A 24,669-nucleotide genomic window follows, 5' to 3' on the forward strand; every position below is an offset into this window, starting at 1 on the left:
CCCCAAACTACTCGGCCGGGGCGCCGGGTGTGCGGGTGTGGGGTGCGGGTGCGCGCGTGTTGCTGCGGGCTACGCGCCGAACTTGATGTCGAGACCGATGCCGATGATCAGAATCACCCACAGCAGCCCGACGAAGATAGTCAAACGGTCGAGGTTCTTCTCGACGACAGAGGAACCGGACAGGCTCGACTGGACGCCGCCACCGAACAGCGACGAGAGTCCGCCGCCCTTGGCCCGGTGAAGCAGAACCAGCACGATCAGCAGGAGGCTGGTGATGATCAAGCCGATGTCGAGCGCGAGAGTCACGAGTCGATGGTCCTGTCAGTCTGTGGGTCGCGGCCAGTGGGCCGCCGGAAAGCATTGTGGCAGGTCGCTCCGCATAGGAGCAACCTGCCACAGTCTACGCGATGCAAGCGCCGATCAGAGCAGCGGCCCGCCCGCGGCGATCGCTGAGAGTTGCGCGAACTCGTCCGACTTGAGTGACGCACCGCCCACGAGTGCCCCGTCGACGTCGGTCTGTCCGACGATCTCGCCGACGTTCTTGGCGTTGACGCTGCCGCCGTACAGGACGCGCACCGCGTCGGCGGTCGCCTGGTCGGCGAGCTCGGCGAGCGCACCGCGGACGGCGGCACACACCTCCTGAGCGTCGCTCGCACTGGCCACTCGGCCGGTGCCGATGGCCCACACGGGCTCGTACGCGACGACGACCTTGGCGATCTCGGCGGCGTTCAGCCCCGCGAGAGACGCCTTGACCTGTGCGATGTTGTACGCGACGTGCTCGCCCGCTTCGCGCACGTCCAGACCTTCACCGACACACACGATCGGGGTGAGACCGTGCTTGAGCGCGGCCTTGGTCTTCGCCAGCACCGTCTCGTTCGCTTCGCCGTGCAGCGTGCGACGCTCGGAGTGACCGACGACCGCGTACGTGCAGCCGAGCTTGGCGAGGAACGCACCGCTGATCTCGCCGGTGTACGCGCCCGAATCATGTTCGGAGACGTCCTGCGCACCGTAGGTCAGCAGCAGCTTGTCGCCGTCGACGATCGTCTGAACGCTGCGGATGTCAGTGAACGGCGGGATCACCGTCACGTCGACCTTCTCGAAGTACTTCTCGGGAAGCGCGAACGCGATCTTCTGCACCAGCGCGATCGCCTCGAGGTGGTTCAGGTTGCACTTCCAGTTGCCTGCGATGAGGGGCTTGCGCGGCCCGTTCGATGCGGCCATCACGCATTCACCTCCAGCACAGACAGGCCCGGGAGTTCCTTGCCCTCAAGGTATTCCAACGACGCTCCGCCGCCGGTCGAGATGTGCGAGAACGCTTCGTCTGCGAGGCCGAGCGCGCGAACGGCAGCCGCCGAATCGCCGCCGCCGACCACCGAGAACGCGCCGCCCGCGGTGGCTGTGACGATGGCCTCGGCCACGCCGCGGGTGCCTGCCGCGAACTTGTCGAACTCGAACACGCCGGCCGGGCCGTTCCAGAAAACGGTCTTGGCGCCGGTCAGGACCGCGGCGAATCGTTCGACGCTGCCCGGGCCGATGTCCAGACCCATTCCTTCGGTGAATCCGTCCGCGGTCTTCACGATCGACGTCGACGCGTCCGGAGCGAACTTGTCGGCGACGACGATGTCGTGCGGCAGGTGGATGACGTCGCCGAACCGCTCGAGGAGGTCCTTGCAGGTGTCGATCATGTCGTCCTGCAGCAGCGAGTCGCCCACCGGGCTGCCCTGCGCTTTGATGAAGGTGAACGCCATGCCGCCGCCGATCACCAGGGTGTCGACCTTCGGCGCGAGCGCTTCGATGACGGCGAGCTTGTCCGAGACCTTCGACCCGCCGAGAACCACCGCGTACGGGTGTTCCACGGCGTCGCCGGTGATCTTGGCGAGCACGTCGACCTCGGTTGCGACCAGGTCACCCGCGTACGCCGGCAGCACCTTGGCGACGTCGTAGACCGACGCCTGCTTGCGGTGCACGACGCCGAACCCGTCGGAGACGAATGCTCCGTCGTCGCCGACCAGTTCGACGAGCGCCGCAGCGAGCTGTGCACGCTCGGCGTCGTCTTTGCTGGTCTCCCGCGGGTCGAAGCGGATGTTCTCCAGCAGGAGGACGTCACCGTCGGTGAGGCCTTCGGCGCGGGCGAGCGCGTCGCTGCCGACGACATCGCCTGCGAGCTGCACGTTGCGGCCCAACTCCTCCGCCAGGCGTACCGCGACCGGCGCCAACGACAGCGCCGGATCCGCTTCGCCCTTAGGACGACCGAGGTGCGCGGTCACGATGACTTTCGCGCCCGCCTCGACCAGCGTCTTGATCGTCGGCGCCGACGCGACGATGCGTCCGGCGTCGGTGATCTCGGCGCCGTCGAGCGGCACGTTCAAGTCAGAGCGGACCAGTACTCCCCGGCCCTCCACGCCGTCGGCGAGGAGGTCCTTCAAGGTACGGACAGCCATGCTTACAGCGACTTCGCGACGAGGCCGATGAGGTCGGCGAGGCGGTTCGAGTAGCCCCACTCGTTGTCGTACCAGGAGACGATCTTGACCTGGTCGTCGATGACCTTGGTCAGGCCCGCGTCGAAGATCGACGAGTGCGGGTCGGTGACGATGTCCGAGGACACGATCGGGTCCTCGGTGTACTTGAGGATGCCCTTGAGCGGGCCCTCGGCTGCAGCCTTCATCGCGGCGTTGATCTCGTCGGCGGTGGCAGACTTGCGCAGGTTCGCGGTGAGGTCGGTGACCGAGCCCGTCGGGATCGGGACGCGCAGGGCGTAGCCGTCAAGCTTGCCGAGCAGCTGCGGGAGGACCAGGCCGATGGCCTTCGCGGCGCCGGTGCCGGTCGGCACGACGTTGAGCGCTGCCGCGCGGGCGCGACGCAGGTCGCTGTGCGGGCCGTCCTGCAGGTTCTGGTCCTGGGTGTAGGCGTGGACCGTGGTCATCAGACCCTTGACGATGCCGAACTCGTCGTCGAGGACCTTGGCGATCGGGCCGAGGCAGTTCGTGGTGCACGACGCGTTCGAGATGATCGTCTGGCTGCCGTCGTACTGGTCGTCGTTGACGCCCATCACGATGGTGATGTCCTCGCCCTTGGCGGGAGCCGAGATGATGACCTTCTTCGCGCCGGCCTCGAGGTGCCCCTTCGCCTTGGCTGCGTCGGTGAAGATACCGGTCGACTCGACGACGACGTCGACACCCAGGTCGCCCCAGGGCAGCTCGGACAGCGGACCGCGGTGCGACAGAGCCTTGATCTTCTGATCACCGACGACGATGGTGTCATCGCCTTCGAGCGAGACGTCGTGCGGCAGCCGACCGAGGATCGAGTCGTACTTGAGCAGGTGCGCGAGGGACGCGTTGTCGGTCAGGTCGTTGACTGCGACGATCTCGATGTCGGTGGTTCCCAGCGCCTTCTGCGCGTCCACGGCGCGGAAGAAGTTGCGGCCGATACGGCCGAAGCCGTTGACGCCTACGCGAACAGTCACTGTTGAGCTCCTTAGCGGTGAGTGAAGAGCCGCGGTGTTCGCGCGACCCGTTGTGTCCAGCGTAGTGTGCGTCTCCCCCGAGGTCACGAGGTGGCCTTGGGTGTGACGACTCCCACGCGGAGCACGTGCCGGCGCTGACGCGCCGGTGACGAACGTGAGCGGTTACGCGTCGTCCATCAGATCTGCGGTGACTGCCGACTCGGTGTCGGGCAACCCTTCCGACCGGGCCTTCTTGTCGGCCATCGAGAGCAGTCTGCGGATGCGTCCGGCGACGGCATCCTTGGTCATCACCGGATCGGCCAGTTGACCGAGTTCCTCCAGCGACGCCTGCCGGTGCTGGACGCGGAGCGAGCCCGCGGCCACCAGATGGTCGGGTACCTCGTCGCCGAGGATCTCCAGCGCGCGTTCGACTCGGGCGGCTGCGGCGACGGCGGCGCGTGCCGAACGGCGCAGGTTGGCGTCGTCGAAGTTGGCGAGGCGGTTCGCGGTGGCCCGCACTTCGCGCCGCATCCGACGTTCCTCCCACACCAGACGCGTGTCGTGCGCGCCCATCCGAGTGAGGAGCACGCCGATCGCTTCGCCGTCGCGGATCACGACTCGGTCCGCGCCGCGTACTTCTCTGGCCTTCGCGGTGACGCCGAGCCTGCGCGCCGATCCGACGAGGGCGAGCGCGGCTTCGGGTCCGGGGCAGCTGACCTCGAGGGCCGACGACCGGCCGGGCTCGGTGAGTGACCCGTGCGCGAGGAACGCCCCGCGCCATGCTGCTTCGGCGTCGCCGACCGTGCCGCCGACGACCTGAGCGGGAAGACCCCGCACCGGGCGTCCGCGCATGTCCAGCAAACCGGTCTGCCTGGACAGGCCTTCGCCGTCTTTGGTGACCCGGAGGATGTACCGGGCGCTCTTGCGCGCCCCGCCCGAGCGGAGCACGTGGACGTCCGCCGCATAGCCGAACAGATCGTGGATCTCGTAGCGGAGACGCCGTGCGACGTTTCCGAGGTCGACCTCGGCCTCCACGATCACGCGACCGTTCTGAATGTGCAGATCCCCCGCGAAGCGCAGCAGAGCCGACACCTCGGCCTTCCGGCAACTGATCTGGGTCACCGACAGACGGCTCAGCTCGTCTTTGACGGAACCTGTCATCGCCACTGGTTGCACCCTCCTGTTAAAAACACGATTCTCCCCCGACACGCACGCTTCCGGACTCGATCACTCGAGCCGCGGGCAAACAGCGCAGTGGAGCTGACTTTACCGGTCACGATCCGCCGCCCAACAGGCGCGCCAGAGTCTGCGCCGACTTGCGCGGATCGTGTTCGTGTGTTCCGGGCACCGCGAGATCGGCGACGACGAGTCGCGCCCCGAACGACGCCGCTGCTCGTTCGAGGTGGTCACGTTCGGATCCGGCGGGCACAGATGCGGCGTCCACGACCACGTCGTCCACGCGCATCGAGTCGGCGTGCGCGTGCAGGACGTGCAGGTGACGTTCGACGGAGAACCCGGTGGTCTCCCCCGGTTCGTTCGCGAGGTTGACGAACAGCACCTTGCGCGCGGTCGTCGCGCGAAGCGCTTCGACCTGTCCCGGCACCAGCACGTGCGGGATCACGCTGGAGAACCACGAGCCGGGGCCGAGGGTCACGACGTCGGCGGCCATGATCGCGTCAACGGCCTCGCCGCACGGGGCGGGTTCGGTGGGGATCACCCGGACCCGCCGCACCTTGCCGGGGGTGGTCGCGACGGCGACCTGCCCGCGGATGACGCGGCTCATCCGCGGATCCGATTCGAGCCCGGACACGTCGGCTTCGATCACCAGCGGCACCGTCGCCATCGGCAGGACACGTCCGTCGATCCCGAACAGGTCGACCATCGCGTCGAGCGCTTGGACGACGTCGCCGGTCAACTCTTCGACGCCCGCCAGCATGAGGTTCCCGACGGGGTGGCCTGCGAGCGCACCGTAGCCACCGAGTCGGTGCTGCAGGATCCGCGACCACCGCTTGTGACGGGCCGCGGCCGCCGGATCACGAGCGAGCTGATCGTCGATCGCGGCGGGCGCTCCCATGAGGGCCGCGAGCGCCATTCGCAGGTCGCCGGGCGGGATGCCGCCGAGCTCGTTGCGGAGCCGACCCGACGATCCGCCGTCGTCGCCGACCGTCACGACGGCGGTGACGTGCGGTGTCAGATACCGCACGGCGGTCAGTGTGTTGAACAGACCGTGCCCGCCGCCGAGTGCGACGGCCTTCAGCCCGGCCTGCTGTCCGGCCGAGGCCACCGGCCCGCCCGACGTCATTCGCGCCCCAGATCCCGGTGTGTCACCTGGACCTTGTATGCGGGTTCTCCGTCCTCGCCGACGGTGGCGGCCAGACGCCGTGCGAGTTCGGTCGACATCGCGACGCTGCGGTGCTTGCCGCCCGTGCAGCCGACCCCGATCGTCATGTATCCCTTGCCTTCTCGACGGTAGCCGCGCGCCACGATGCCGACGAGCTCGGTATAGCGCTCGATGAAGTCGAGAGCATCGTCCTGCCCGAGCACGTAGTCGCGGACCGCGGCGTCGCGCCCGTTGTGGTCACGGAGTTCCGGAATCCAATAAGGATTGGGGAGGAACCGGACGTCGATGACGAGGTCGCAGTCGATCGGCAGACCGTATTTGAATCCGAACGACTGCACGGCGACCGACAGGGCGCTGCCGCCGACGTTCGGGAATGTGCTCTCGACGATCGCGCGCAAGCGGGTCGAGCTGAGGTTCGAGGTGTCGATGACGGTGCCTGCCGCCGCCTGGACGTCGGCGAGCAGCAGCCGTTCGGCCGCGATCCCCTCACCGAGCGTTCCATCGCCCTGCAGCGGATGTCGGCGGCGGACCTGCTCGAACCGTCGGACGAGTACCTCGTCGGACGCGTCGACGAAGATGACGCCAGTGCGGGTGCCGTCTGCTTCGAGTTCGTCGCGCAGTGCGGCGACCGACTCGCCGAACGACGAGTGTCCGGCGCGCACGACCATCGCGATCTTCTGTCCCTGCACACCTTCGGCGCGAACCTGTTCGATGACCTGCGCGATCACGGACACCGGCACGTTGTCCGTCACGTACCAGCCGTCGTCTTCGAGCACATTCGCGACCGATGTCCGTCCGGCACCGGACATGCCGGTCACGAAGAGCACCGTCGTCAAACCGTCGCTGTCAACCATGGACTGGTTCCTCCTGTGTCGACGGGTCTGCCGCCGCGTCGGCATCCCCCGTTTTCGACTCGCCCGTTTTCGACTCGCCCGTTTTCGACTCGCCCGTTTTCGACTCGCCCGTCTTCGGCTCACCGGTACTCGCCTCGCCCCGCAACGCCTCGTGCACGGCCTGCGCGGTCGCCGCCCCGACGCCGCGCACCTGCGCTATTTCATCGACCGTCGCCTTCGTCAGGTTGGCGACGGAGCCGAAGTGCGTCACGAGCGCGGTGCGACGGGTCGCGCCGAGGCCCGGGATGCCGTCGAGCGCCGACGCCGTCATGCGTTTGCTGCGTTTGCTGCGGTGGAACGTGATCGCGAAGCGGTGGGCTTCGTCGCGCACGCGCTGCAAGAGGAAGAGGGCTTCACTGTTGCGCGGCAGGATCACCGGTTCATCATCTCCCGGGACCCACACTTCTTCGAGCCGTTTCGCCAGTCCGATGATCGCGACGTCGGTGACGCCGAGTTCGTCCAGCACGGTTGCCGCCGCGTGCACCTGCGGCGCGCCGCCGTCGACGACGAAGAGGTTCGGCGGGTACGCGAACTTGCGTGCCTTCTTCTCCCCTCCGGCGTCCGGAGCGGGGTCTGTCACGTCGGCCCCCGCCTCGGCGACCACGGCCGCGGGCTTGTCGCCGTCGACCGGGGGCGGTGTCGCGTCGCCGCCTCGGTGCCGTAGAAAACGTCGGCGCGTGACTTCGGCGATCGATGCGACGTCGTCGGAGTGTCCTTCGCCCGCAGCCTCTTTGATCCCGTAGTGCCGATAATCGGATTTGCGGGACAGCCCGTCCTCGAACACGACGAGCGACGCGACGACGTCGGTGCCCTGCACGTGCGAGATATCGATGCATTCGATACGCAGCGGCGCGACGTCGAGGCCTAGGTACTCCTGCAGTTCGGTGAGGGCCGCCGACCGCGTGGTGAGATCGCCGGCGCGTTGCAGCTTGTGGCGGGTCAGCGCGTCCGAGGCGTTGCGTTCGACGGTCGTCATCAGGTTCCGTTTGTCGCCGCGTTGCGGGATGCGGACGTCGACACGCGCGCCGCGGCGGTCGGACAGCCATGCCTGCATCTGGGTCGGGTCGTCGGGCAGGAATGGGACGAGGACTTCGCGGGGGATGCCCGAACTCATCTCCGATTCGGCGCCGTAGAACTGGGTGAGGAACGCTTCGATCTGTTCGGCGGGCGTCGCGTTCTCCTGGACTTCGACGACCCAGCCGCGTTCGCCGCGGACCCGGCCGTCCCGGACGTGAAAGATCTGGACCGACGATTCGAGCTCGTCGCCGACCATCGCTATCACGTCCGCATCGGTGCCGGTGCCGAGCACGACCGCCTGCTTCTCCATGGCTCGTTTGAGCGCGGACACGTCGTCGCGCAGGCGGGCCGCCCGTTCGAAGTCGAGGTCGTCCGCGGCGGCGGTCATGTCCCGTTCCATCCGCCGGATCAGAGTGTCGGTGCGTCCGGCGAGGAAGTCGCAGAAGTCGTCCGCGATCTGGCGGTGCTCGTCGGCGTCGACCCGCCCCACGCATGGCGCGGCACACTTGTCGATGTATCCGAGCAGACACGGTCGCCCCATCTGCTCGCTGCGGCGGAACACGCCGGTCGAGCACGTCCGGACGGGGAAGACTCGGGTCAGCAGGTCGACCGTCTCGCGAATCGCCCACGCATGCGAGTACGGGCCGAAGTATCGGACGCCCGGTTTGCGGGCGCCGCGGTACACGAACACTCTCGGATACTTCTCGTTGAGCGTCACCGCGAGCATCGGGTACGTCTTGTCGTCGCGGTAGCGGACGTTGAACCGCGGATCGAACTCCTTGATCCAGTTGTATTCGAGTTGAAGCGCTTCCACTTCGGTGCCGACGACCGTCCATTCAACGGACGCCGCCGTCGTCACCATCTGCCGCGTCCGCGGATGCAGTCCGGTGAGATCGGCGAAGTAGGACGTGAGTCGCGAGCGTAGGTTCTTGGCCTTGCCGACGTAGATCACGCGCCGGTGCGCGTCGCGGAACTTGTAGACGCCCGGGTCGGTCGGGATCGCCCCCGGGGCCGGGCGGTAGGTCGACGGGTCTGCCACGGGCTCCAGGGTAGTCGTCGTGTCAGACAGTTCGGGACGCCCGCGTCGCCGCCGTCGTCCCGCCCCTCGTCAGGCGGCTGTCGGGTGGATGGTCAGCGCGACCGACTGTCTGAACCGGCGGCGAGCCGTACAGTCGATCCATGAGGCCATGCACTCGTCTGCTGCCGACATGTGTGGTGGCGCTGACCGTGCTGCTCGGCGGACTGTTAACGGGGTGTTCGTTCGACAACGCCGATCGGTACGCCGACGAGTACGCCGCGTTCGCACGATCCCTGCCCGACGTCGAGGGCGCCACAGTCTCCGGGCATAACGCGGTCCTGTCGGATGGCACGGTGAGTTCGCTGGTCACTCTGCGCGGCGGACTGTCGGACGCTCAGGTCGCGGCCGTCGCCGAACAGTTGGTCTCGCACCCGCCCGAGCGCAGCGTCGAACGGCACGATGTCGTGCTGCGGTTCTCGGCGACGAACGGTTCCGGCGGCGAGGCGTCGGTCTCCCTACATGTGGAACCGGTCTCCGGGACGAGCCAGAGCGAGCCGGAACTCGTCGAACGGGTCGCCGCGGTTCGGGCGTTCGCCGCCGACTCCTCCGGCCTGACCGATCTCACCGACTTCGGGACCTCGATCCACGTCGACACGACTGGAGACGTGTTCGCGACCGCGTCCCTGCTGGACAGGTACGCCCGCACTGTCCCGACTCGGCCGCGTCAGCTCGTCTCCGCGCAGAAGAACGGGAACGTGTCGTGGGATCGAGGCGACGATCTCGCCGCTCTCCAGGGAATGTCCGACGTGCTGGCGGCGATACCGGCGGCCTGGGCTCCGGTGTTCTGGCGGGCCGATGCACAGCGGCCGGTCGACGAACCGCGATTCACGATCGTCCTGCCGAAGCAGACCCCCGACAACGTGTTCCGTCGGGTGCGCAACCGCGCGCTGGAGGTCGTCGTCCCGGTCGATCTGAGTCGCGCGGCGTGATCAGCGCGCAGGCGCGTACTCGCCCTGCAGTTCGCGGAAACGGGTCATCGCATCGATGGCACGTTCAGCGTCGCGCGCCTGTACCGCGAGCACCGGGATGTGCTCGTCGTACGGGAGCAGGAGGTGGGCAGACCACCCCTTCTCAGGGTATTCGAGACCTTGGACCTCGTCCCATTCCCACAGACGCTCACCGACGAGATTGCGGACGCCGACGCCGGCGGGGCCGACACGCAGACGCGCCCGGGTCGGCATCAGGCACACTCCCGCGATGACGAAACCGACGGCGATGAGACCGATCTTGTCCGACCAACCGACACCGACCCCTGTGTAGGAGATGTCCAGGAGTAGCCCGAACGTCAAGTGGATCGCGATGACGACGCCCGCCGCCCAGAACGCGGCGCGCCGGATCCAACGCGGCGTGTACACCAGGTCCCACTGGTCGGCGGGCGTCGAATCGGGGTTCACGCCAACTTCCGGAGCGTCAACGCCGACGCGATCGCGGCGGTCATCGCCTGTGCGCCTTTGTCTTCGTCCGACGCGGGCAGTCCAGCCCGGTCGAGCGCCTGCTGTTCGGTCAGAGTGGTGAGGACGCCGTTGCCGACCGGCGTCGACTCGTCCAGCGACACACGGGTCAGTCCGGCGGTCACCGCGTCGCACACGTACTCGAAGTGTGGAGTGCCTCCCTTGATGACTACGCCCAACGCGACGACGACGTCGTGGGTGCGGGCGAGCGCCTGCACGATCACCGGCAGTTCGATCGCTCCGGCAACCCGCACCACGGTCGGATCGGTGACTCCCGCGCGTCCTGCGGCGCGCACCGCGCCGTCGAGGAGGGCTGTGCAGATCGTCTCGTGCCACTGCGACGCCGCGATCGCGACCGTCAAGCCGGTCGCGTCGTCGAGGTCGAGGGTCGGTTCTCCGCTGCCGCTCATGCGCCTTCCCCGTTCTCCTGAATTGCCCGACCCTGGATGACCGGGGTGTCGAAGTCGTCGAGTCCGTCGAGCAGATGGCCCATCCGGTCACGTTTGGTCTTCAAGTATCGAAGGTTCTCGGCGTTGGCGCGCAACGGCATCGGGACGCGGTCGACGATCTGCAGACCGTACCCGTCGAGCCCGACTCGCTTGGCCGGGTTGTTCGTGAGCAGACGCATGGACCGCACACCGAGGTCGACGAGGATCTGCGCGCCGAGACCGTAGTCGCGGGCGTCGGCGGGCAGGCCGAGCTCGAGGTTGGCGTCGACGGTGTCCGCACCCGCATCCTGCAACTGGTACGCCTGCAGCTTGTGCATGAGACCGATGCCGCGCCCTTCGTGGCCGCGCATGTACAGGACGATGCCGCGACCTTCGGCGGCGACCATCTCCAGAGCGGCGTCGAGTTGCGGGCCGCAGTCGCACCGCAGCGACCCGAACACGTCGCCGGTCAGACACTCCGAGTGGACGCGGACGAGGACGTCCTCGCCGGTGCCGTCGTCGCCGGTGATGTCGCCCATCACGAGGGCGACGTGCTCGGCTTCGTCGTACGGACTGGAGTAACCGACGGCGCGGAACGTGCCGTGGGTGGTCGGGATGCGGGCGTCGGCGACGCGTTCGACGTGCTTCTCGTTGCGGCGGCGCCACGAGATGAGGTCGGCGATCGAGATCATGGCGAGATCGTGCTCGTCGGCGAAGACGCGCAGCTCGTCGGTCTGCGCCATCGAACCGTCCTCCTTCTGCGACACGATCTCGCAGATGGCGCCTGCGGGTCGGAGCCCGGCGAGCTTGGCCAGGTCGACGGCGGCCTCGGTATGTCCGGGGCGACGCAGGACTCCGCCCTCTTTCGCGCGCAGCGGCACCACGTGGCCGGGACGGGTCAGCTCCTGTGCCGTCGCGGCAGGGTCGGCGAGCAGACGCATCGTCGTCGCGCGGTCGGCCGCACTGATACCGGTGGTGACGCCGTCGCGGGCGTCGACGGTCACCGTGTACGCGGTGCCGTGCTTGTCCTGGTTCTGCGAGAACATCGGCGGCAGGCCGAGACGGTCGCAGTCGTCCCCTTCCAACGGCACGCACAGGTACCCGGAGGTGTAGCGGACCATGAACGCGACCAGCTCGGGTGTCGCCTTCTCGGCGGCGAAGATCAGGTCGCCTTCGTTCTCGCGGTCCTCGTCGTCGACGACGACGACGGCTTTGCCCGCTGCGATGTCGGCGATCGCCCGCTCCACCGAGTCCAACACGGCACGATTCTCATTCTTCTCGCTCATCAGCGCTGTCCTCCGTCCGTGCCGGCGCTCTGCAGGCGCTCGACGTACTTCGCGATCACATCGACTTCCAAGTTCACGTGGACGCCGGTCGTCACAGTCCCGAGCGTGGTCTCGGCGAGTGTCGTCGGTATCAACGACACTTCGAGCCAGTCGCCGTATTCCGCGTCGGCGCCGATGCTCGAGACCGTCAACGAGATACCGTCGACGGTGATCGATCCCTTCTCGACCACGTATCTGGCGAGATCGGCGGGCACCGCGACACGCACCACGGTCCAGTTCTCGCTCGGCGACACCGAGGCCACCGAGCCGACTCCGTCGACGTGGCCTTGCACGATGTGTCCGCCGAATCGGCCGTCTGCGGCCATCGCTCGTTCCAGATTGACCGGCGCTCCTGCGGACAGGGCGTCCAACGAGCTGCGTTTCAAGGTCTCGCCCATCACATCGACGACGAAGTCCGCGTCGCCGAGTTCGACGACGGTCAGACACACGCCGTTCACCGCGATCGAGTCGCCGAAGGACGCGTCGCTGGTGACGAGGGGTCCGCGAATGCGGAAACGTGCGGCTTCTTCAAGGTCTTCGCGGCCGACGATCTCGCCGCGTTCCTCAACGATTCCGGTGAACACCGTCTCTCCTTTTGCACGCGAGCGCTCGGGACAGACAGGTCGCGGCACCGTGCCGCACTGCCGTTCTCTCGTATCCGGACTATGACCGTCGGCTCCGGAATCACACCGGAATCTGCTGTCCCCGCACACGAGGTGCGAGCGCTCGCGGGCTCGACCCGTTGCCGGGCATCACCGCCGGTGGGGACTTTCACCCCGCCCCGAGAACTACCTTTCGAAGGTAGCACGCTGGCGGCACGACGTGTCGCGCGCACCAGTTCCGGCCTGCGGTGTTAGATAGATTCACGCCGGGCCAAAACACCGAGCCCGCCCGACAAGACTGCGAGGCCACCGCCCCCATGCCTAAAAATGAGTTCGGGCCTAAAAATGAGTTCGGGCCTACTGACGGTCTCGGGTCGGCCAGCACCGCAGGCCGCGCACCGCGTCGACGCGCCGCCGCGAACGGCCGGAAGCCGAGTCGCGACGTCCTGGCGTTCGTCAAGCGGTACTGGATCGCGATCATTCTCGTCATTCTCGTGATCGTTTTCATCCTCACGAACACGAACAGCGCCGATCTGACACTCGGCTGGGTGACCGTCAGTTCGCCGTTGTGGCTGACGTTGACGGTCACTGTCCTCGTCGGTTTCGTGGTCGGTTGGTTCGTCGGGCGTCGCCAGCAGGACTGACTGGTCCGGTCTGGTCCCGCACTCAGTTCTGGTCCCGTATGAGGGTCACCAACAGATCGTCCGCGAGTTCGGTCACCGACTCGCGGCGGAAACGATGCGCCTGCGTCAGCGTCGTCACCGACGTGTCGGTGACCGCTGCCGCACCGTGGCCGAGGATGGTCGGTGCGAGATACGCGTGCACCTCGTCGGCGAGGTCGGCAGCGAGAAATGCTCCGACGATCGCGGGTCCGCCTTCGACGATAACCGCGAGCGCATCCGGCAGCATGGCGAGGACCTCGTGGGGATCGTGACTGCGAACCTGCACGAACGGCGACGTCCCGTCGCGCAGCCGTGCCGTCGCGCCGACCGCGCGCCATCCCATCACGACCCGGGTCGGCTGGTGCGGATACATCGATCCGTCGGGGCGTCGCGCGGTCAGCGACGGATCGTCGGCGAGCGCGGTCCCGGTCCCGACGATGATCGCGTCGACGGCGGCCCGCTGCGCATGCGCGTGCTCACGCGCGGCGGCCCCGGTGATCCACTGGCTGGTCCCGTCGGCCGCAGCGATCCGACCGTCGACGGTCGCCGCGATCTTCACCGTGACGTACGGGCGCCCGGACTCCTGGCGGCGCAGCCAGCCCCGCAGCGGTCCACGACGGACTTCCGTTTCGAGGACGCCACCGGACACCTCGACTCCGGCTGCCCGCAGGGTCTGTGCGCCGCCTGCCGCCGACGGGTTGGGGTCGGCGACACCGTAGTGGACGGCGGCGACGCCGGCATCGATCAAAGCGTGCGCGCACGGACCGGTGCGACCGGTGTGGTTGCACGGTTCGAGTGTGACGACCGCGGTGCCGCCGAGCGCGGCGTCTCCCGCCTCCCGCAACGCCATCACCTCCGCGTGCGGCCCGCCCGGCGGCTGGGTGCGCCCGACGCCGACGACCAACCCGTCGGCGTCGAGGATGACCGCGCCGACCGGAGGGTTGGGCGAACTCGCGCCGCGCGCGTCGGCGGAGACGCCGACGGCTCGCCGCATCGCGGTCTCGATCATGCCGGTCAGGCGTTCGCGCGGACTGCGGTGGCCTTGCGTCGCAGTTCGGCGACGCGAGCCGCCGGGTCGTCGCCGCCATAAACGGCCGAGCCCGCGACGAAGCAGTCGACGCCGGCTTCGGCCGCCTGCTCGATGGTCGAGTCGGAGATCCCGCCGTCGATTTCGACGAGCAGTTGCAGGGCGCCGCCGTCGATGATCTTGCGGATGGTGCGGACCTTGTCGAGTACTTCGGGCATGAACTTCTGTCCGCCGAAGCCCGGCTCGACACTCATCACCAGGAAGGTGTCGAAGTCGCGGAGGACCTCGAGGTACGGCTCCAGCGCGGTACCCGGCTTGATCGCGAGCCCGGCCTTTCCGCCTGCTGCACGGATGTCTCGCGCGACGCTCGACGGATCGTCGGTCGCTTCCGCGTGGAACGTCACGTTGTGCGCTCCCGCTTCGGCGTACGGCGGAGCCCAACGACCGGGATCGTCGATCATCAGGTGGCAGTCGAGCGGGATGTCTGTCGCTTTGAGCAGGCTTTCGACGACGGGCATGCCGAGGGTCAGGTTCGGGACGAAATGGTTGTCCATCACGTCCACGTGCACCCAGTCGACGCCGGGGTCGATGTCGGACGGGCCGACCGCGGCGATCTCGGCACCGAGAGCGGCGAAATCGGCGGACAGGATGGACGGGGCGATCATCGGAGCCGGGCGGGCGGGATTGCACATGCGGAGCAGTCTACGAGAACGCGGGCCGCCGTCGGGAACTGCGCGACATCCCAGCACCGAGTGGCACCCCAGCACCGTGACATCCCAGTGCCGCGGCATCCCAGTGCCGTGACATCCCAGTCTCGCTACATCCCAGTCTCGCTACATCACTGTCAGTGTGTGACCGGCTTGCGGAGCACCGCCATGAACATCGCGTCGGTGTCCTGACGGTGCGGCCACAGCTGGACGTGCGGTCCGGAGCCGAGACTCGCGGGTTCGACCGCGTCGCCCGCGACGAGCGGCCGTGCGTCGAGTTGCTCGGCGCCGTCGACCGCGTCGAGGACTGCGGCCACGACGCCGGTCGTCTCGGCCGGATGCGGTGAGCACGTCGAGTACACGACGACGCCGCCCGGTCGCACCAGCCGCATCGCCTCGGTGAGCAGTTGGGTCTGCAGTTCGACGAGTTCGGGGACTTCCTCGGGCGTGCGTCGCCATCGTGCCTCCGGCCGTCGGCGAAGCGATCCGAGGCCCGAACACGGCGCGTCGACGAGGATCCGGTCGAAGCCGGGCTCCAGGCCGCTGTCGCGACCGTCGGCGATGTGCACGGTGACGGGGAGTCCGTCGACGATGTTCTCGATGAGCTTGGCGCGGTGCTCGGACACTTCGACGGCGTCGAGTCCTGCGCCGTCGAGGTCGGCGAGCGAGCCCAGGAGCGCGGCTTTGCCACCCGGCCCGGCGCACAGGTCCAGCCACCGGCCCGCGTCCTCTCCGACGTCTGCGCGGGTGAGCGCGAGTGCGACGAGTTGACTGCCCTCGTCCTGCACCCCGGCGAACCCGTCGCGAACGGCGTCCAGCGATCCCGGGTCGCCTTCGGGCAGGTAGACGCAGTACGGCGACAGCCGTCCCTCCTCGCCGCCGCTGATCAGCGCCAACTCTTCTGCGGTGATCTGCCCGGGGCGCGCCACGAGGTGGACGATCGGTCGTTGGTCGTCGGCGGCGAGTGCGGCCTGCAGTTCGCCGATCGACCCGAGGGACTCGGCGAACACCTCGGCGATCCACCGCGGATGCGCATACGTGACCGCGAGATGACCGACGATGTCGTCGGCCATCGACGGTGCGACGACGTCGATCCACATCTGCTCGTCGCGTTGGGACACCTTGCGGAGCACCGCGTTCACGAATCCGGCCTGCCCCATGCCGTGTTCGGCGCGGACGAGGTCGACGGACGTCGACACGGCGGCATGCGAGCCGATCCGGGTGCGGAGCAGTTGATACGAGCCGAGACGGAGTACGTCGAGCAGGTCGCCGTCGATCTCGGAGATCGCGCGGCCGGCAGCGGAGGCGATGATCAGGTCGAGCAGACCGGCGGTGCGCGCGGTCCCGTAGGTCAGTTCGGTGGCCAGCGCTTTGTCGCGCCGATCGAGGCCGCGTTCGCGCAGGAGGCGCGGCAACAGAAGGTTCGCGTACGCGTCGTCGCGTCGGACTGCGCGGAGAACGTCGAGGGCGACGCGACGCGCGGGGTCGGTGGCCTTATCCCTGGTCTTGGGGTCCCTGCTCTTGGGGTCCCTGCTCTTGCCGCGTCCAGATCCCCGTCCGCCCTGAACTCCCCGTCCGCCCTGAACTCCCTGTCCGCCCTGTGTCATGCGAGCCGTCCGTTCTCGTCGATTCGTGTGCCGCGCGCCCAGTCGGCCGCGTTCATCGCCTTCTTGCCTGGCGCCTGCACGGTACTGAGTCGGACCGCGCCGGTCCCGGTGCCGACGAACACGGCCTTTTTGGTCACGCCGAGTTGCCCGACGGTGAGCGGTCCGGGGACCGCCGGGTCGTCGTCGGCAGACGTCACCGCACCGAGTTTGAGTCGAGTGTCCCCGAGCGCCGTCCACGCGCCGGGGGCGGGCGTGTGCGCGCGGATCGCGCGATCCACCAGGTGCGACGGCAGATCCCATCGGACGCGTGCGTCGTCGACCGTGATCTTGGCGGCATGGGAGATCCCGTCGACGCCCTGCGGCACCGCGGCGAGTTCGCCCGCCGTGATGCCGTCGACGACGGCCTTGGTCAGCCCGGAGCCGGATTCGGCGAGTCGCCCGAGCAGATCGCCTGCGGTGTCCGTCGGCCGGATCGGCTCGGTCAGTGTGCCGTACACGGGCCCGGTGTCGAGCCCCGCTTCGAGGGCGAAGACGCTCGCGCCGGTGACCTCGTCGCCGGCGGCTATCGACGCTTGGACCGGCGCCGCGCCACGCCACGCGGGCAGGATCGAGAAATGGAGGTTGATCCAGCCGTGCGGCAGCAGGTCGAGCATGTCCTGCGGGATCAGCCCGCCGTACGCGACCACGACGCCGAGGTCCGGCGCCCACCGGGCCAAGGCCTGCGCCACCTCGGGATCAGACATGCGGCGCGGCGTCAGGACGTCGATGCCCGCCGCGTCAGCGACGGATCCAACGTCCGAGCGGACCACGCGTCGTCCGCGGCCCGCGGTGGTGTCGGGACGTGTGATCACTCCTACGACATCGTGGTCGGGCGTATCGATCAGTGCACGCAGCGTCGGCACCGCGACGTCGGGTGTGCCCGCGAAGACCAGTCTCATAATCACCCAATCGTAGGCGGGTCGATCTGGACGCGGATGCCCGCGGTGTCGTCGTGCCGTGCGTGGCGCACGGTCTGCCCCGCGCGTAGTGCATCGGCCAGTTGACGTCCGACGCTGCGCGGGGCACGCAGGAGCAGACGTTCGACGTCGCCGTCGGCGTCCATCCCGGCTGGTCTGCGGGCACCTGCCGGGAGCGGGACCGGGCCGAGGGTCTCCGCACCGGCCGGCAGGTCGAGCATCTCGACGAAGGCGGTGATGGCCGGCCCCGGACCGTCCACCGAGGCCATCGTGACCGCGGGCGGAAAGCCGAGCTCGTCCCGCTGGGCGAGGTCCGCGGCCGCGAATCCGACGGGGTTCCACGAGATCAACGCCTGCACGGCGGGACCGGCTGCGTCGGCGACGATCACGACGCGGCCGCCGTCGCCTTTGGCGCGAACCAGTGATGCCACACTCATCCACATGCGGATAGCGTCCTCCCCCGCCCGCAGGTCTTCCCGGTCGAGCTGCGCCCAGGTGTCGAGCAGGATCGCCGAGCCGTAGCCGCCCGGTGCTCGCGGCGCGGCGCCGGGCGTCGCGACGACCACGCGCGGGCCTGCCGGGATCTCGTCGACGATCTTGTCGCCGCCCGAGGTGACCACCGGGACTCCGGGGAACGCCCGCCCCAGTTCCTCGGCGGTCCGCTTGTCGCCGATCATCAACGCGCGCACCGCTTTTCCACCGCAAGCGGGACAGACGAAGCGGAGTTCCGGGCGACCGCACCATCGGCACGACATGTCGCCGCGATCGTTCATCGACAGCGGCCCCCCGCACTGGCGGCATCGCGCGTGGGCGCGGCACCGCGCGCATGCCACGGACGGCAGGTAGCCGCGTCGTGGCACGCTGAACAGCACCGCGGATCCGGCAGCGAGTGACGTGCGTGCCGCGTCGAACGCCGTCGACGGGATGCGCGCCGACCTGGCGAGCGGGTCGCCGCCGAGTCGTCGGTCGTCGTCGGCGACGCCCTCGATTCGCGGGGCAGCGGCGCGGACCGTCTCACGCGGGGCGACGAGGTCGTGCGCCCACCCGGATTCGACGAGCGCCTGAGCCTCGGCGGTACGCGCGTATCCGCCGATGAGCAGCGCCGCGTCTGCCGCGTGTGCTCGGAGTACGGCGACCTCACGGGGATGCGGGTACGGTGTGCGCGGTTCTTGGAGGCTTGAGTCGCCGTCGTCGAACACGACCGTCAATGCGAGGTCGGCGACGGGCGCGAACATCGCGCTGCGGGTGCCGATCACCACACACCCTTGCCCGCGCAGCACCGACAGCCACCGTCGATAGCGAGCGGTCGGACCGAGGCCGGCCGCCAACATCACGCAGCGGTCACCGAGCAGCGGTTCGCACGCGGTGCCGAGCCGATCGAGGTCGCGCTGATCCGGGACCACGACGATCGCACCTTTCCCGGACGCTGCGACGGCGGTCACGAGTTCGGCGATCCGCTGGGCCCAGTCGTCGCCGGGAAGTACCTGCCACACCGCGCGAGGATGCCTGCCGTCGACCGTTGCGCGGATGAACGACTCCCCCGCCGTGTACGGCGACCAGCCGGCGAGGTCGGGCGCCTGGACGGGCGGCACAGGACCCGCGCAGACCGCTTCCTTCTCGACGCGTGCGTGCCGGGGCGGAACCGCCAGGCGGAGCACGTCGGGAACAGTGCCCGCATAGCGCTGGGCGACGGCCCGGCACACGCCGGCGACATCATCGGTCAGCACGCGTTCGGGTGATACGACGCGATCGAGCCACGCGAGCTGCCCGCCGTGATCGCTCGACTCGCGCCGTTCGAGCAGGAAGCCGTCGACGAGGCGGCCCGAGAAGCGGACGCGAACTCGAACACCCGGCTGAGCGTCGGCGTCGGTCTTCTCGTCGACGAGGTAGTCGAACGGCCGATCCAGGTGGGCGAGGCTCAAGATCGGGAGCACCCGAGCCACGGGCCGCACCGGTGCGGGCAACCGCCGATTGCGGTCCTTCGTCTCACTCACGCCGTTCTGACCTCACCGCACCGGTTTCGAACCAGCCTTCGCTGGTCGAGCGGAGTCGAAACCCCTCAGAGCCCAGCGGCCCGACGGAGCTCGTCGACGCGGTCGGTGCGCTCCCACGGCAGGTCGATGTCGGTACGGCCGAAGTGCCCGTAGGCGGCAGTCGGAGCGTAAATCGGCTGCAGCAGTTCGAGATCGCGCACGATCGCGCCCGGACGCAGGTCGAAGACCTCCGAGATCGCCTTCTGGATGGTGCCGGCGTCGACTGTCTCGGTGCCGAACGCTTCGACGAACAGGCCGACCGGTGCGGCTTTGCCGATCGCGTACGCGACCTGGACCTCGATGCGTGTGGCCAGACCTGCAGCGACGGCGTTCTTGGCGACCCACCGCATCGCGTAGGCTGCGCTGCGGTCGACCTTCGACGGGTCCTTGCCGGAGAACGCGCCGCCGCCGTGGCGGGCCATCCCGCCGTAGGTGTCGACGATGATTTTTCGGCCGGTCAGGCCGGCGTCGCCCATCGGCCCGCCGAGCACGAAGCTGCCGGTCGGGTTGACGAGCAGTCGCGGGCTGCTGGTGTCGAGCGCGACGGGCAGCTCGAGTTCGTCGAACACCGGCTGCAGGACGTGGTTGCGGATGTCCGGGGCGAGCATGTTGTCGATGTCGATGTCGGCGGCGTGCTGGGTCGATACGACGACGGTGTCGAGACGGACAGGGGTGTCGCCTGCGTACTCGATCGTCACCTGAGTCTTGCCGTCGGGCCGCAGGTACGGCAGGACGCCGGTCTTGCGGACCTCGGTGAGACGGCGGGAGAGTCGGTGCGCCAACGCGATGGGCAGCGGCATCAGCTCGGGGGTCTCGGCCGTCGCGAACCCGAACATCAGTCCCTGGTCGCCCGCGCCCTGATGGTCCAGGTCATCGCCGCCGCCGCCGGTGCGCTTCTCGTGCGAGTCGGTGAGCCCCTGCGCGATCTCCGGCGACTGGGCACCGATGGCCACGTTCACGCCGCACGACGCGCCGTCGAAGCCCTTGGTGGACGAGTCGTAGCCGATCTCGAGGATCTTCTCGCGCACGATCGTCGGGATGTCGACGTAGGCGATCGTGTTGACTTCGCCTGCCACATGCACCTGTCCGGTGGTGACCAGCGTCTCGACCGCGACCTTCGCATTGGGGTCGACGGCGAGCAGTGCGTCGAGCACCGCGTCGCTGATCGCGTCGCAAATCTTGTCGGGGTGTCCCTCCGTCACAGATTCGCTGGTGAACAGTCGGGACGCTGAGGCGGTCATCGGTTCCTCTCGGGGTGCTCAATCACAGGGGTCATCCCCTGCTGACTTCAAATCAGAACAAAGCGGTGCTGTGTGCCTAACTATGAGGCACGATGACGGCTACTTCGTCAAGGATTCTGCTCGCCATCAATGTCTTCGACCCGAACGGAAGGGCCGTCTCGTTGCCGTCGACGGTGAGAATCCAGCCCGCGTTGTCTTCGGTGCCGAACGCTTTGCCGTCGCCGACCGCATTGACCACCAGCAGGTCACAGCCTTTGCGACGGAGCTTGGCTCGACCGTGGTCGAGGACGCCTCCGTCGGCGTCGCCGGTCTCGGCGGCGAAGCCGACGATCACCGTGTCGCGGGCGATGTCGCCCGCATCGCGCGCGCGGACGAGTCCGGCGAGGATGTCGGGATTGGTGTCGAGTCGGATGGGCGCGGGGCCGTCGTCGCCCTTCTTGATTTTCGATCCGGCGACGTCGACGGGGCGGAAGTCCGCGACGGCCGCCGCCATGATGACGACGTCGGCTTCGCGGGCGCGCCGGGACATCTCGTGCTCGAGTTCGCGCGCCGATTCGATGTGGACGATGTCCACCGCCGCAGGCTCGCCGGGATCGCTGGTGGCGCCCGCCACGAGCGTCACCTGCGCTCCGCGCTGGGCGGCCGCACGCGCGAGCGCGTACCCCTGCTTACCGGAACTGTGGTTGCCCAGATAGCGGACCGGGTCGAGTGGTTCACGGGTCCCGCCGGCACTCACCAGGATGCGCCGGCCTGCGAGGTCGTATGGAAGCGCTTCGGGCCGGTCGAGGAGGAGCTCGCCGAGCAGTCCGATCTCGCTCGGCTCGGGCATCCGCCCCGCACCGGTGTCCGTGCCCGTGAGTCGACCGCTCGCCGGCGTCATCACCGTGTTTCCGCGCTCGCGGAGGGTCGCGACGTTCGCCGCGGTCGCCGGGTGCTGCCACATCTCGGTGTGCATCGCGGGGACGAACAGCACGGGACAGGTCGCGGTCAACAGCGACGCGGTCAGGAGATCGTCTGCCCGGCCTGCGACGGCGCGAGCCATCAGGTCGGCCGTCGCGGGCGCGATCACCACGAGGTCCGCTCGTCGACCGAGCGCGACGTGCGCCACCTCGTCGACATCGTCGAACACTTCGGTGCTGACGGGGTTACCCGAGAGGGCTTCGAACGTCGCCGCTCCGACGAAGTTCAACGCGGACCGCGTCGGGACCACCCGAACATCGTGTCCAGCCTCGGTGAAGTGACGAATCACACTGCACACCTTGTAGGCGGCTATCCCCCCGCCGACCCCGATGAGGACGTGCGACACCGGTCGGCCTACTCGCCTTCGGTGTGCTCGAGCAGATCGGAGTGGATCTCGCGCATCGCGATGGAGAGCGGCTTCTCCTGGACGCCCGGCTCCACGAGGGGGCCGACATATTCGAGGATGCCCTCGGCGAGCTGGTTGTAGTAGTCGTTGATCTGGCGTGCACGCTTGGCGGCATAGATGACCAGCGCGTACTTCGACGACGTGCGCTCGAGCAGTTCGTCGATCGGCGGGTTCGTGATACCCAGCGGGGTGTCGTACACGGGCTCATCGACGACAGTCTGATCGATCTCGGTCTGAGTGGTCACTCACATCTCCTGCGCAGTTTGTTCGGCCGACCGCGTTTCCGCCCGCGGCCCGACCAGCAAGTTTAGCAATCTTTCGACGGTTTCGTCGACATCGTCGTTCACCACGACGTGTCCGAACTCGTCTTGCGCCGCCATTTCGACGCGCGCGGTCTCCAGGCGACGCTCGATGGCGTCGCTGCTCTCGGTGCCCCGCCCCGTCAGCCGGGAGACGAGTTCGTCCCAGCTCGGCGGCGCCAGGAACACCGTGATCGCCTCGGCGAGATGCTCGCGCACGTTGCGCGCGCCGACGAGGTCGACCTCGATGAGCACCGGACGACCGTCGGCCAGGGCCGCCTCGACGGGTGCCGCGGGCGTCCCGGACCGCTGGAGCCCACCGTGGATGTCTGCCCATTCGAGCATGTCGCCCGCGTCGATCATCGCGTCGAACGCATCGCGGGTGACGAAGCGGTAATCACGGCCGTCGACCTCACCGGGGCGCGGATCGCGCGTCGTCGCCGACACACTGAAGTGCAGATCGGGGAGTTCCTCACGGAGGCGGCGGACGACCGTGGACTTCCCGACGGCCGAGGGGCCGACCAGAACTACTAGTCGGCCCCTCGGACGGGTGTTCGTATCGGGCACGCTCAGGAGCTGAACTTCTCGAGCAGTGCCTTGCGCTGACGATCGCCGAGTCCGCGCAGACGGCGGGTCGGAGCGATCTCCAGCTCGGTCATGATCTCCTGCGCCTTGACCTTGCCGACCTTGGGCAGGGCTTCGAGCAGAGCCGAAACCTTCATCTTGCCGAGGATCTCGTCGTTCTCGGCGTCGGCCAGGACCTGCTTGAGGTCCGTGCCGCCACGCTTGAGGCGTTCCTTGAGCTCGGCACGCACGCGGCGGGCTGCAGCCGCCTTCTCGAGCGCAGCAGCGCGCTGCTCGTCAGTCAACTGGGGAAGAGCCACGGTTCCTCCGTCTTTCGTTTCTGCGGGTTCAGTTGGTCCGATCGACGCTATCAACATCGGTCGGTGGTTTCGTCGTGAGGCCCATCAGGACTTCACGTACTTCGGCGATCGTAACGCTCGCCGCCGAGACCAGCACAAACGGTACCCGCTGCCACCGGCACTTCGCACCCTCCACCCCGGGCGCGCCGCAGAAACTCCTCTGGTAGTACCGTGTGCGTCCATGCTCAGCGACCTGCGTACACTCGCCCGCGTTCTGCGAGACGACTACGCTCCCCGGACCGCGACCGAATCGGTGACCGTCAGTGACCGCCCGCACGGACGTCTTCGCAGGTATGGGACCCGCGGCCAGTTCGACGCGGCCCGTGAAGCAGGTGCGGTTCCCGTCGTTCTCGTGCCGCCGTTAGCGGTTCCGGCATCGTGTTATGACCTGGCTCCGGGCGTCGATCCGGCGAACTCGGTCGTCGAGTTCCTGTTGTCGACGGGGACCATTCCGTACGTCGTCGATTTCGGTCACGCGGCGCGTCGACTCGGTTTCGAGGACTACTTCGACGGCTTCGTTCCGCGTGCGATCGCGGACGCGATCGGCGATTTCCGGGCCGGTTCGGATGCTGTCGATCTTCTCGGTTGGAGTCTCGGCGGCACGTTGTCGTTGTTGACGGCTGCGCATCGCCGCGATCTTCCGATCCGGTCGATCATCACGGTCGGCACGCCGTTGAACTACTCGAAGATGCCGATGTACGCCGCGGTCCGCTCGGTGCTCGCACCGACCGACGGGAAGCCGATCGACTACGTGTTGAAGGCGCTCGGCGGCATTCCCGCTCCCCTCGTCCAGCTGTCGTATCGTGCGACGGCGTGGCAGCGCGAACTCCGCAAGCCGAAGTACATTCTCGACAGTCTCGACGATCACGATGCTCTGGTCCGCATGCAGGTGATCGATCGTTTTCAGGATGCGATGCCCGGCTACTCGGGGAAGCTGAGCGAGCAGATGCTGGTGAATCTGGTGGTGCGCAACGAGGTCGGTGAAGGTGTGCTGCACCTCGGCGGCCACACCGTCGACCTGCGGGCGATCTCGGCGCCGGTGTTCCTCGTCGGTTCGCACCGCGACGCGATCGTCAGTCATGCCGCGGCCCGCTACGGTGAGAAGCTTCTGACCTCGTCGTCGCACGTCGAGTTCCACACTGTCGAATCCAGCCACCTCGGTCTGTTGACCGGGGCCGACGCGCAGGCGCACACATGGCCGGCGATCGCAGCGTTCCGCGAGTCCCTGGTGACCTCGCTCGCCTAGTAGTCTCCCTGCACAGTAATCTCCC

At 68.2% G+C, this 24,669-nt stretch carries 25 protein-coding genes and 1 riboswitch; of the genes, 3 read left to right on the forward strand and 22 right to left on the reverse strand.

Translation table 11 applies throughout. The features are described from left to right. Positions 1-69: 69 nt before the first annotated feature. From secG to uvrC, 8 genes are all read right to left on the reverse strand, one after another. Positions 70-306 (reverse strand): preprotein translocase subunit SecG, encoded by a 237-nt coding sequence (gene secG, locus L5G28_RS10965; protein ID WP_236997216.1) that lies wholly within the window; start codon positions 304-306, stop codon positions 70-72. 114 nt (positions 307-420) lie between these two features. Continuing rightward, complete coding sequence (tpiA, locus tag L5G28_RS10970) at positions 421-1,221, reverse strand: triose-phosphate isomerase (protein ID WP_237001591.1); 801 nt, start codon at positions 1,219-1,221, stop codon at positions 421-423. Next, on the reverse strand, positions 1,221-2,441 hold the full coding sequence (locus L5G28_RS10975; protein WP_237001592.1) for a phosphoglycerate kinase: 1,221 nt from the start codon (positions 2,439-2,441) through the stop codon (positions 1,221-1,223). The genes tpiA and L5G28_RS10975 overlap by 1 nt, the downstream gene beginning before the upstream one ends. A 2-nt stretch (positions 2,442-2,443) precedes the next feature. Continuing rightward, a complete protein-coding gene (gene gap, locus L5G28_RS10980; protein WP_236997219.1) occupies positions 2,444-3,463 on the reverse strand; it encodes a type I glyceraldehyde-3-phosphate dehydrogenase in 1,020 nt (339 codons plus the stop codon). A gap of 162 nt (positions 3,464-3,625) precedes the next feature. Then, complete coding sequence (gene whiA, locus L5G28_RS10985; protein WP_236997627.1) at positions 3,626-4,603, reverse strand: DNA-binding protein WhiA; 978 nt, start codon at positions 4,601-4,603, stop codon at positions 3,626-3,628. Positions 4,604-4,715: 112 nt separating this feature from the next. After that, positions 4,716-5,744 carry a gluconeogenesis factor YvcK family protein gene (locus tag L5G28_RS10990; RefSeq protein ID WP_237001593.1) on the reverse strand — a complete coding sequence of 343 codons (1,029 nt, stop codon included), beginning with the start codon at positions 5,742-5,744 and terminating at the stop codon, positions 4,716-4,718. Continuing rightward, a complete protein-coding gene (rapZ, locus tag L5G28_RS10995; RefSeq protein WP_236997221.1) occupies positions 5,741-6,637 on the reverse strand; it encodes an RNase adapter RapZ in 897 nt (298 codons plus the stop codon). The genes L5G28_RS10990 and rapZ overlap by 4 nt, the downstream gene beginning before the upstream one ends. Then, on the reverse strand, positions 6,630-8,732 hold the full coding sequence (uvrC, locus tag L5G28_RS11000; protein WP_237001594.1) for an excinuclease ABC subunit UvrC: 2,103 nt from the start codon (positions 8,730-8,732) through the stop codon (positions 6,630-6,632). Before uvrC ends, rapZ begins: the two co-directional genes overlap by 8 nt. A 140-nt stretch (positions 8,733-8,872) precedes the next feature. Between uvrC and L5G28_RS11005 the strand changes: the two genes are divergently transcribed. After that, positions 8,873-9,700, forward strand: a complete 828-nt coding sequence (locus tag L5G28_RS11005) for a hypothetical protein (RefSeq protein ID WP_237001595.1) — start codon at positions 8,873-8,875, stop codon at positions 9,698-9,700. Here the strand turns inward: L5G28_RS11005 and L5G28_RS11010 are convergent, their stop codons facing one another. From L5G28_RS11010 to L5G28_RS11025, 4 genes are read right to left on the reverse strand one after another with little or no spacing between them, the layout of a single operon-like run. Continuing rightward, positions 9,701-10,165 (reverse strand): PH domain-containing protein, encoded by a 465-nt coding sequence (locus tag L5G28_RS11010; protein ID WP_237001596.1) that lies wholly within the window; start codon positions 10,163-10,165, stop codon positions 9,701-9,703. It abuts the gene before it with no gap. Next, the gene (gene ribH / locus L5G28_RS11015) at positions 10,162-10,632 is read right to left on the reverse strand and encodes a 6,7-dimethyl-8-ribityllumazine synthase (protein WP_237001597.1); all 471 of its coding nucleotides are present in this window, start codon (positions 10,630-10,632) and stop codon (positions 10,162-10,164) included. The genes L5G28_RS11010 and ribH overlap by 4 nt, the downstream gene beginning before the upstream one ends. Then, positions 10,629-11,936 (reverse strand): bifunctional 3,4-dihydroxy-2-butanone-4-phosphate synthase/GTP cyclohydrolase II, encoded by a 1,308-nt coding sequence (locus tag L5G28_RS11020; RefSeq protein WP_265744121.1) that lies wholly within the window; start codon positions 11,934-11,936, stop codon positions 10,629-10,631. The genes ribH and L5G28_RS11020 overlap by 4 nt, the downstream gene beginning before the upstream one ends. Beyond that, complete coding sequence (locus L5G28_RS11025; RefSeq protein ID WP_237001598.1) at positions 11,936-12,559, reverse strand: riboflavin synthase; 624 nt, start codon at positions 12,557-12,559, stop codon at positions 11,936-11,938. The genes L5G28_RS11020 and L5G28_RS11025 overlap by 1 nt, the downstream gene beginning before the upstream one ends. Before the next feature lie 58 nt (positions 12,560-12,617). After that, a riboswitch (FMN riboswitch) is annotated at positions 12,618-12,768 on the reverse strand. 126 nt (positions 12,769-12,894) lie between these two features. Here L5G28_RS11025 and L5G28_RS11030 point away from each other — a divergent pair. Further along, on the forward strand, positions 12,895-13,221 hold the full coding sequence (locus L5G28_RS11030; RefSeq protein WP_237001599.1) for a LapA family protein: 327 nt from the start codon (positions 12,895-12,897) through the stop codon (positions 13,219-13,221). Between the two features lie 22 nt (positions 13,222-13,243). Here L5G28_RS11030 and ribD read toward each other — a convergent pair whose 3' ends face one another. The 10 genes from ribD to mihF form a co-directional block, all read right to left on the reverse strand. Next, the gene (gene ribD, locus L5G28_RS11035; RefSeq protein WP_237001600.1) at positions 13,244-14,248 is read right to left on the reverse strand and encodes a bifunctional diaminohydroxyphosphoribosylaminopyrimidine deaminase/5-amino-6-(5-phosphoribosylamino)uracil reductase RibD; all 1,005 of its coding nucleotides are present in this window, start codon (positions 14,246-14,248) and stop codon (positions 13,244-13,246) included. 5 nt (positions 14,249-14,253) lie between these two features. Continuing rightward, the gene (gene rpe, locus L5G28_RS11040; protein ID WP_237001601.1) at positions 14,254-14,958 is read right to left on the reverse strand and encodes a ribulose-phosphate 3-epimerase; all 705 of its coding nucleotides are present in this window, start codon (positions 14,956-14,958) and stop codon (positions 14,254-14,256) included. A gap of 152 nt (positions 14,959-15,110) precedes the next feature. Further along, complete coding sequence (locus tag L5G28_RS11045) at positions 15,111-16,580, reverse strand: RsmB/NOP family class I SAM-dependent RNA methyltransferase (protein WP_237001602.1); 1,470 nt, start codon at positions 16,578-16,580, stop codon at positions 15,111-15,113. Further along, positions 16,577-17,518 (reverse strand): methionyl-tRNA formyltransferase, encoded by a 942-nt coding sequence (gene fmt / locus L5G28_RS11050; RefSeq protein WP_237001603.1) that lies wholly within the window; start codon positions 17,516-17,518, stop codon positions 16,577-16,579. Before fmt ends, L5G28_RS11045 begins: the two co-directional genes overlap by 4 nt. 2 nt (positions 17,519-17,520) lie before the next feature. Beyond that, complete coding sequence (locus L5G28_RS11055; RefSeq protein ID WP_237001604.1) at positions 17,521-19,530, reverse strand: primosomal protein N'; 2,010 nt, start codon at positions 19,528-19,530, stop codon at positions 17,521-17,523. Positions 19,531-19,595: 65 nt separating this feature from the next. Further along, positions 19,596-20,810 carry a methionine adenosyltransferase gene (gene metK, locus L5G28_RS11060; protein ID WP_237001605.1) on the reverse strand — a complete coding sequence of 405 codons (1,215 nt, stop codon included), beginning with the start codon at positions 20,808-20,810 and terminating at the stop codon, positions 19,596-19,598. Between the two features lie 76 nt (positions 20,811-20,886). Continuing rightward, positions 20,887-22,116 carry a bifunctional phosphopantothenoylcysteine decarboxylase/phosphopantothenate--cysteine ligase CoaBC gene (coaBC, locus tag L5G28_RS11065; protein ID WP_237001606.1) on the reverse strand — a complete coding sequence of 410 codons (1,230 nt, stop codon included), beginning with the start codon at positions 22,114-22,116 and terminating at the stop codon, positions 20,887-20,889. A gap of 8 nt (positions 22,117-22,124) precedes the next feature. Continuing rightward, positions 22,125-22,421: a DNA-directed RNA polymerase subunit omega gene (gene rpoZ / locus L5G28_RS11070; RefSeq protein WP_236997234.1), complete on the reverse strand. Its 297-nt coding sequence runs from the start codon at positions 22,419-22,421 to the stop codon at positions 22,125-22,127. Next, positions 22,422-23,042 (reverse strand): guanylate kinase, encoded by a 621-nt coding sequence (gene gmk, locus L5G28_RS11075; protein ID WP_236997235.1) that lies wholly within the window; start codon positions 23,040-23,042, stop codon positions 22,422-22,424. A gap of 2 nt (positions 23,043-23,044) precedes the next feature. Next, positions 23,045-23,359: an integration host factor, actinobacterial type gene (gene mihF / locus L5G28_RS11080; RefSeq protein ID WP_132993466.1), complete on the reverse strand. Its 315-nt coding sequence runs from the start codon at positions 23,357-23,359 to the stop codon at positions 23,045-23,047. Positions 23,360-23,579: 220 nt separating this feature from the next. Between mihF and L5G28_RS11085 the strand changes: the two genes are divergently transcribed. Further along, entirely contained in the window at positions 23,580-24,644 is a 1,065-nt protein-coding gene (locus tag L5G28_RS11085; protein ID WP_237001607.1) for an alpha/beta fold hydrolase, read from the forward strand. Positions 24,645-24,669: the final 25 nt, after the last annotated feature.

The sequence above is a fragment of the Gordonia liuliyuniae genome (assembly GCF_021739025.1).
Lineage (GTDB): Bacteria > Actinomycetota > Actinomycetes > Mycobacteriales > Mycobacteriaceae > Gordonia > Gordonia liuliyuniae.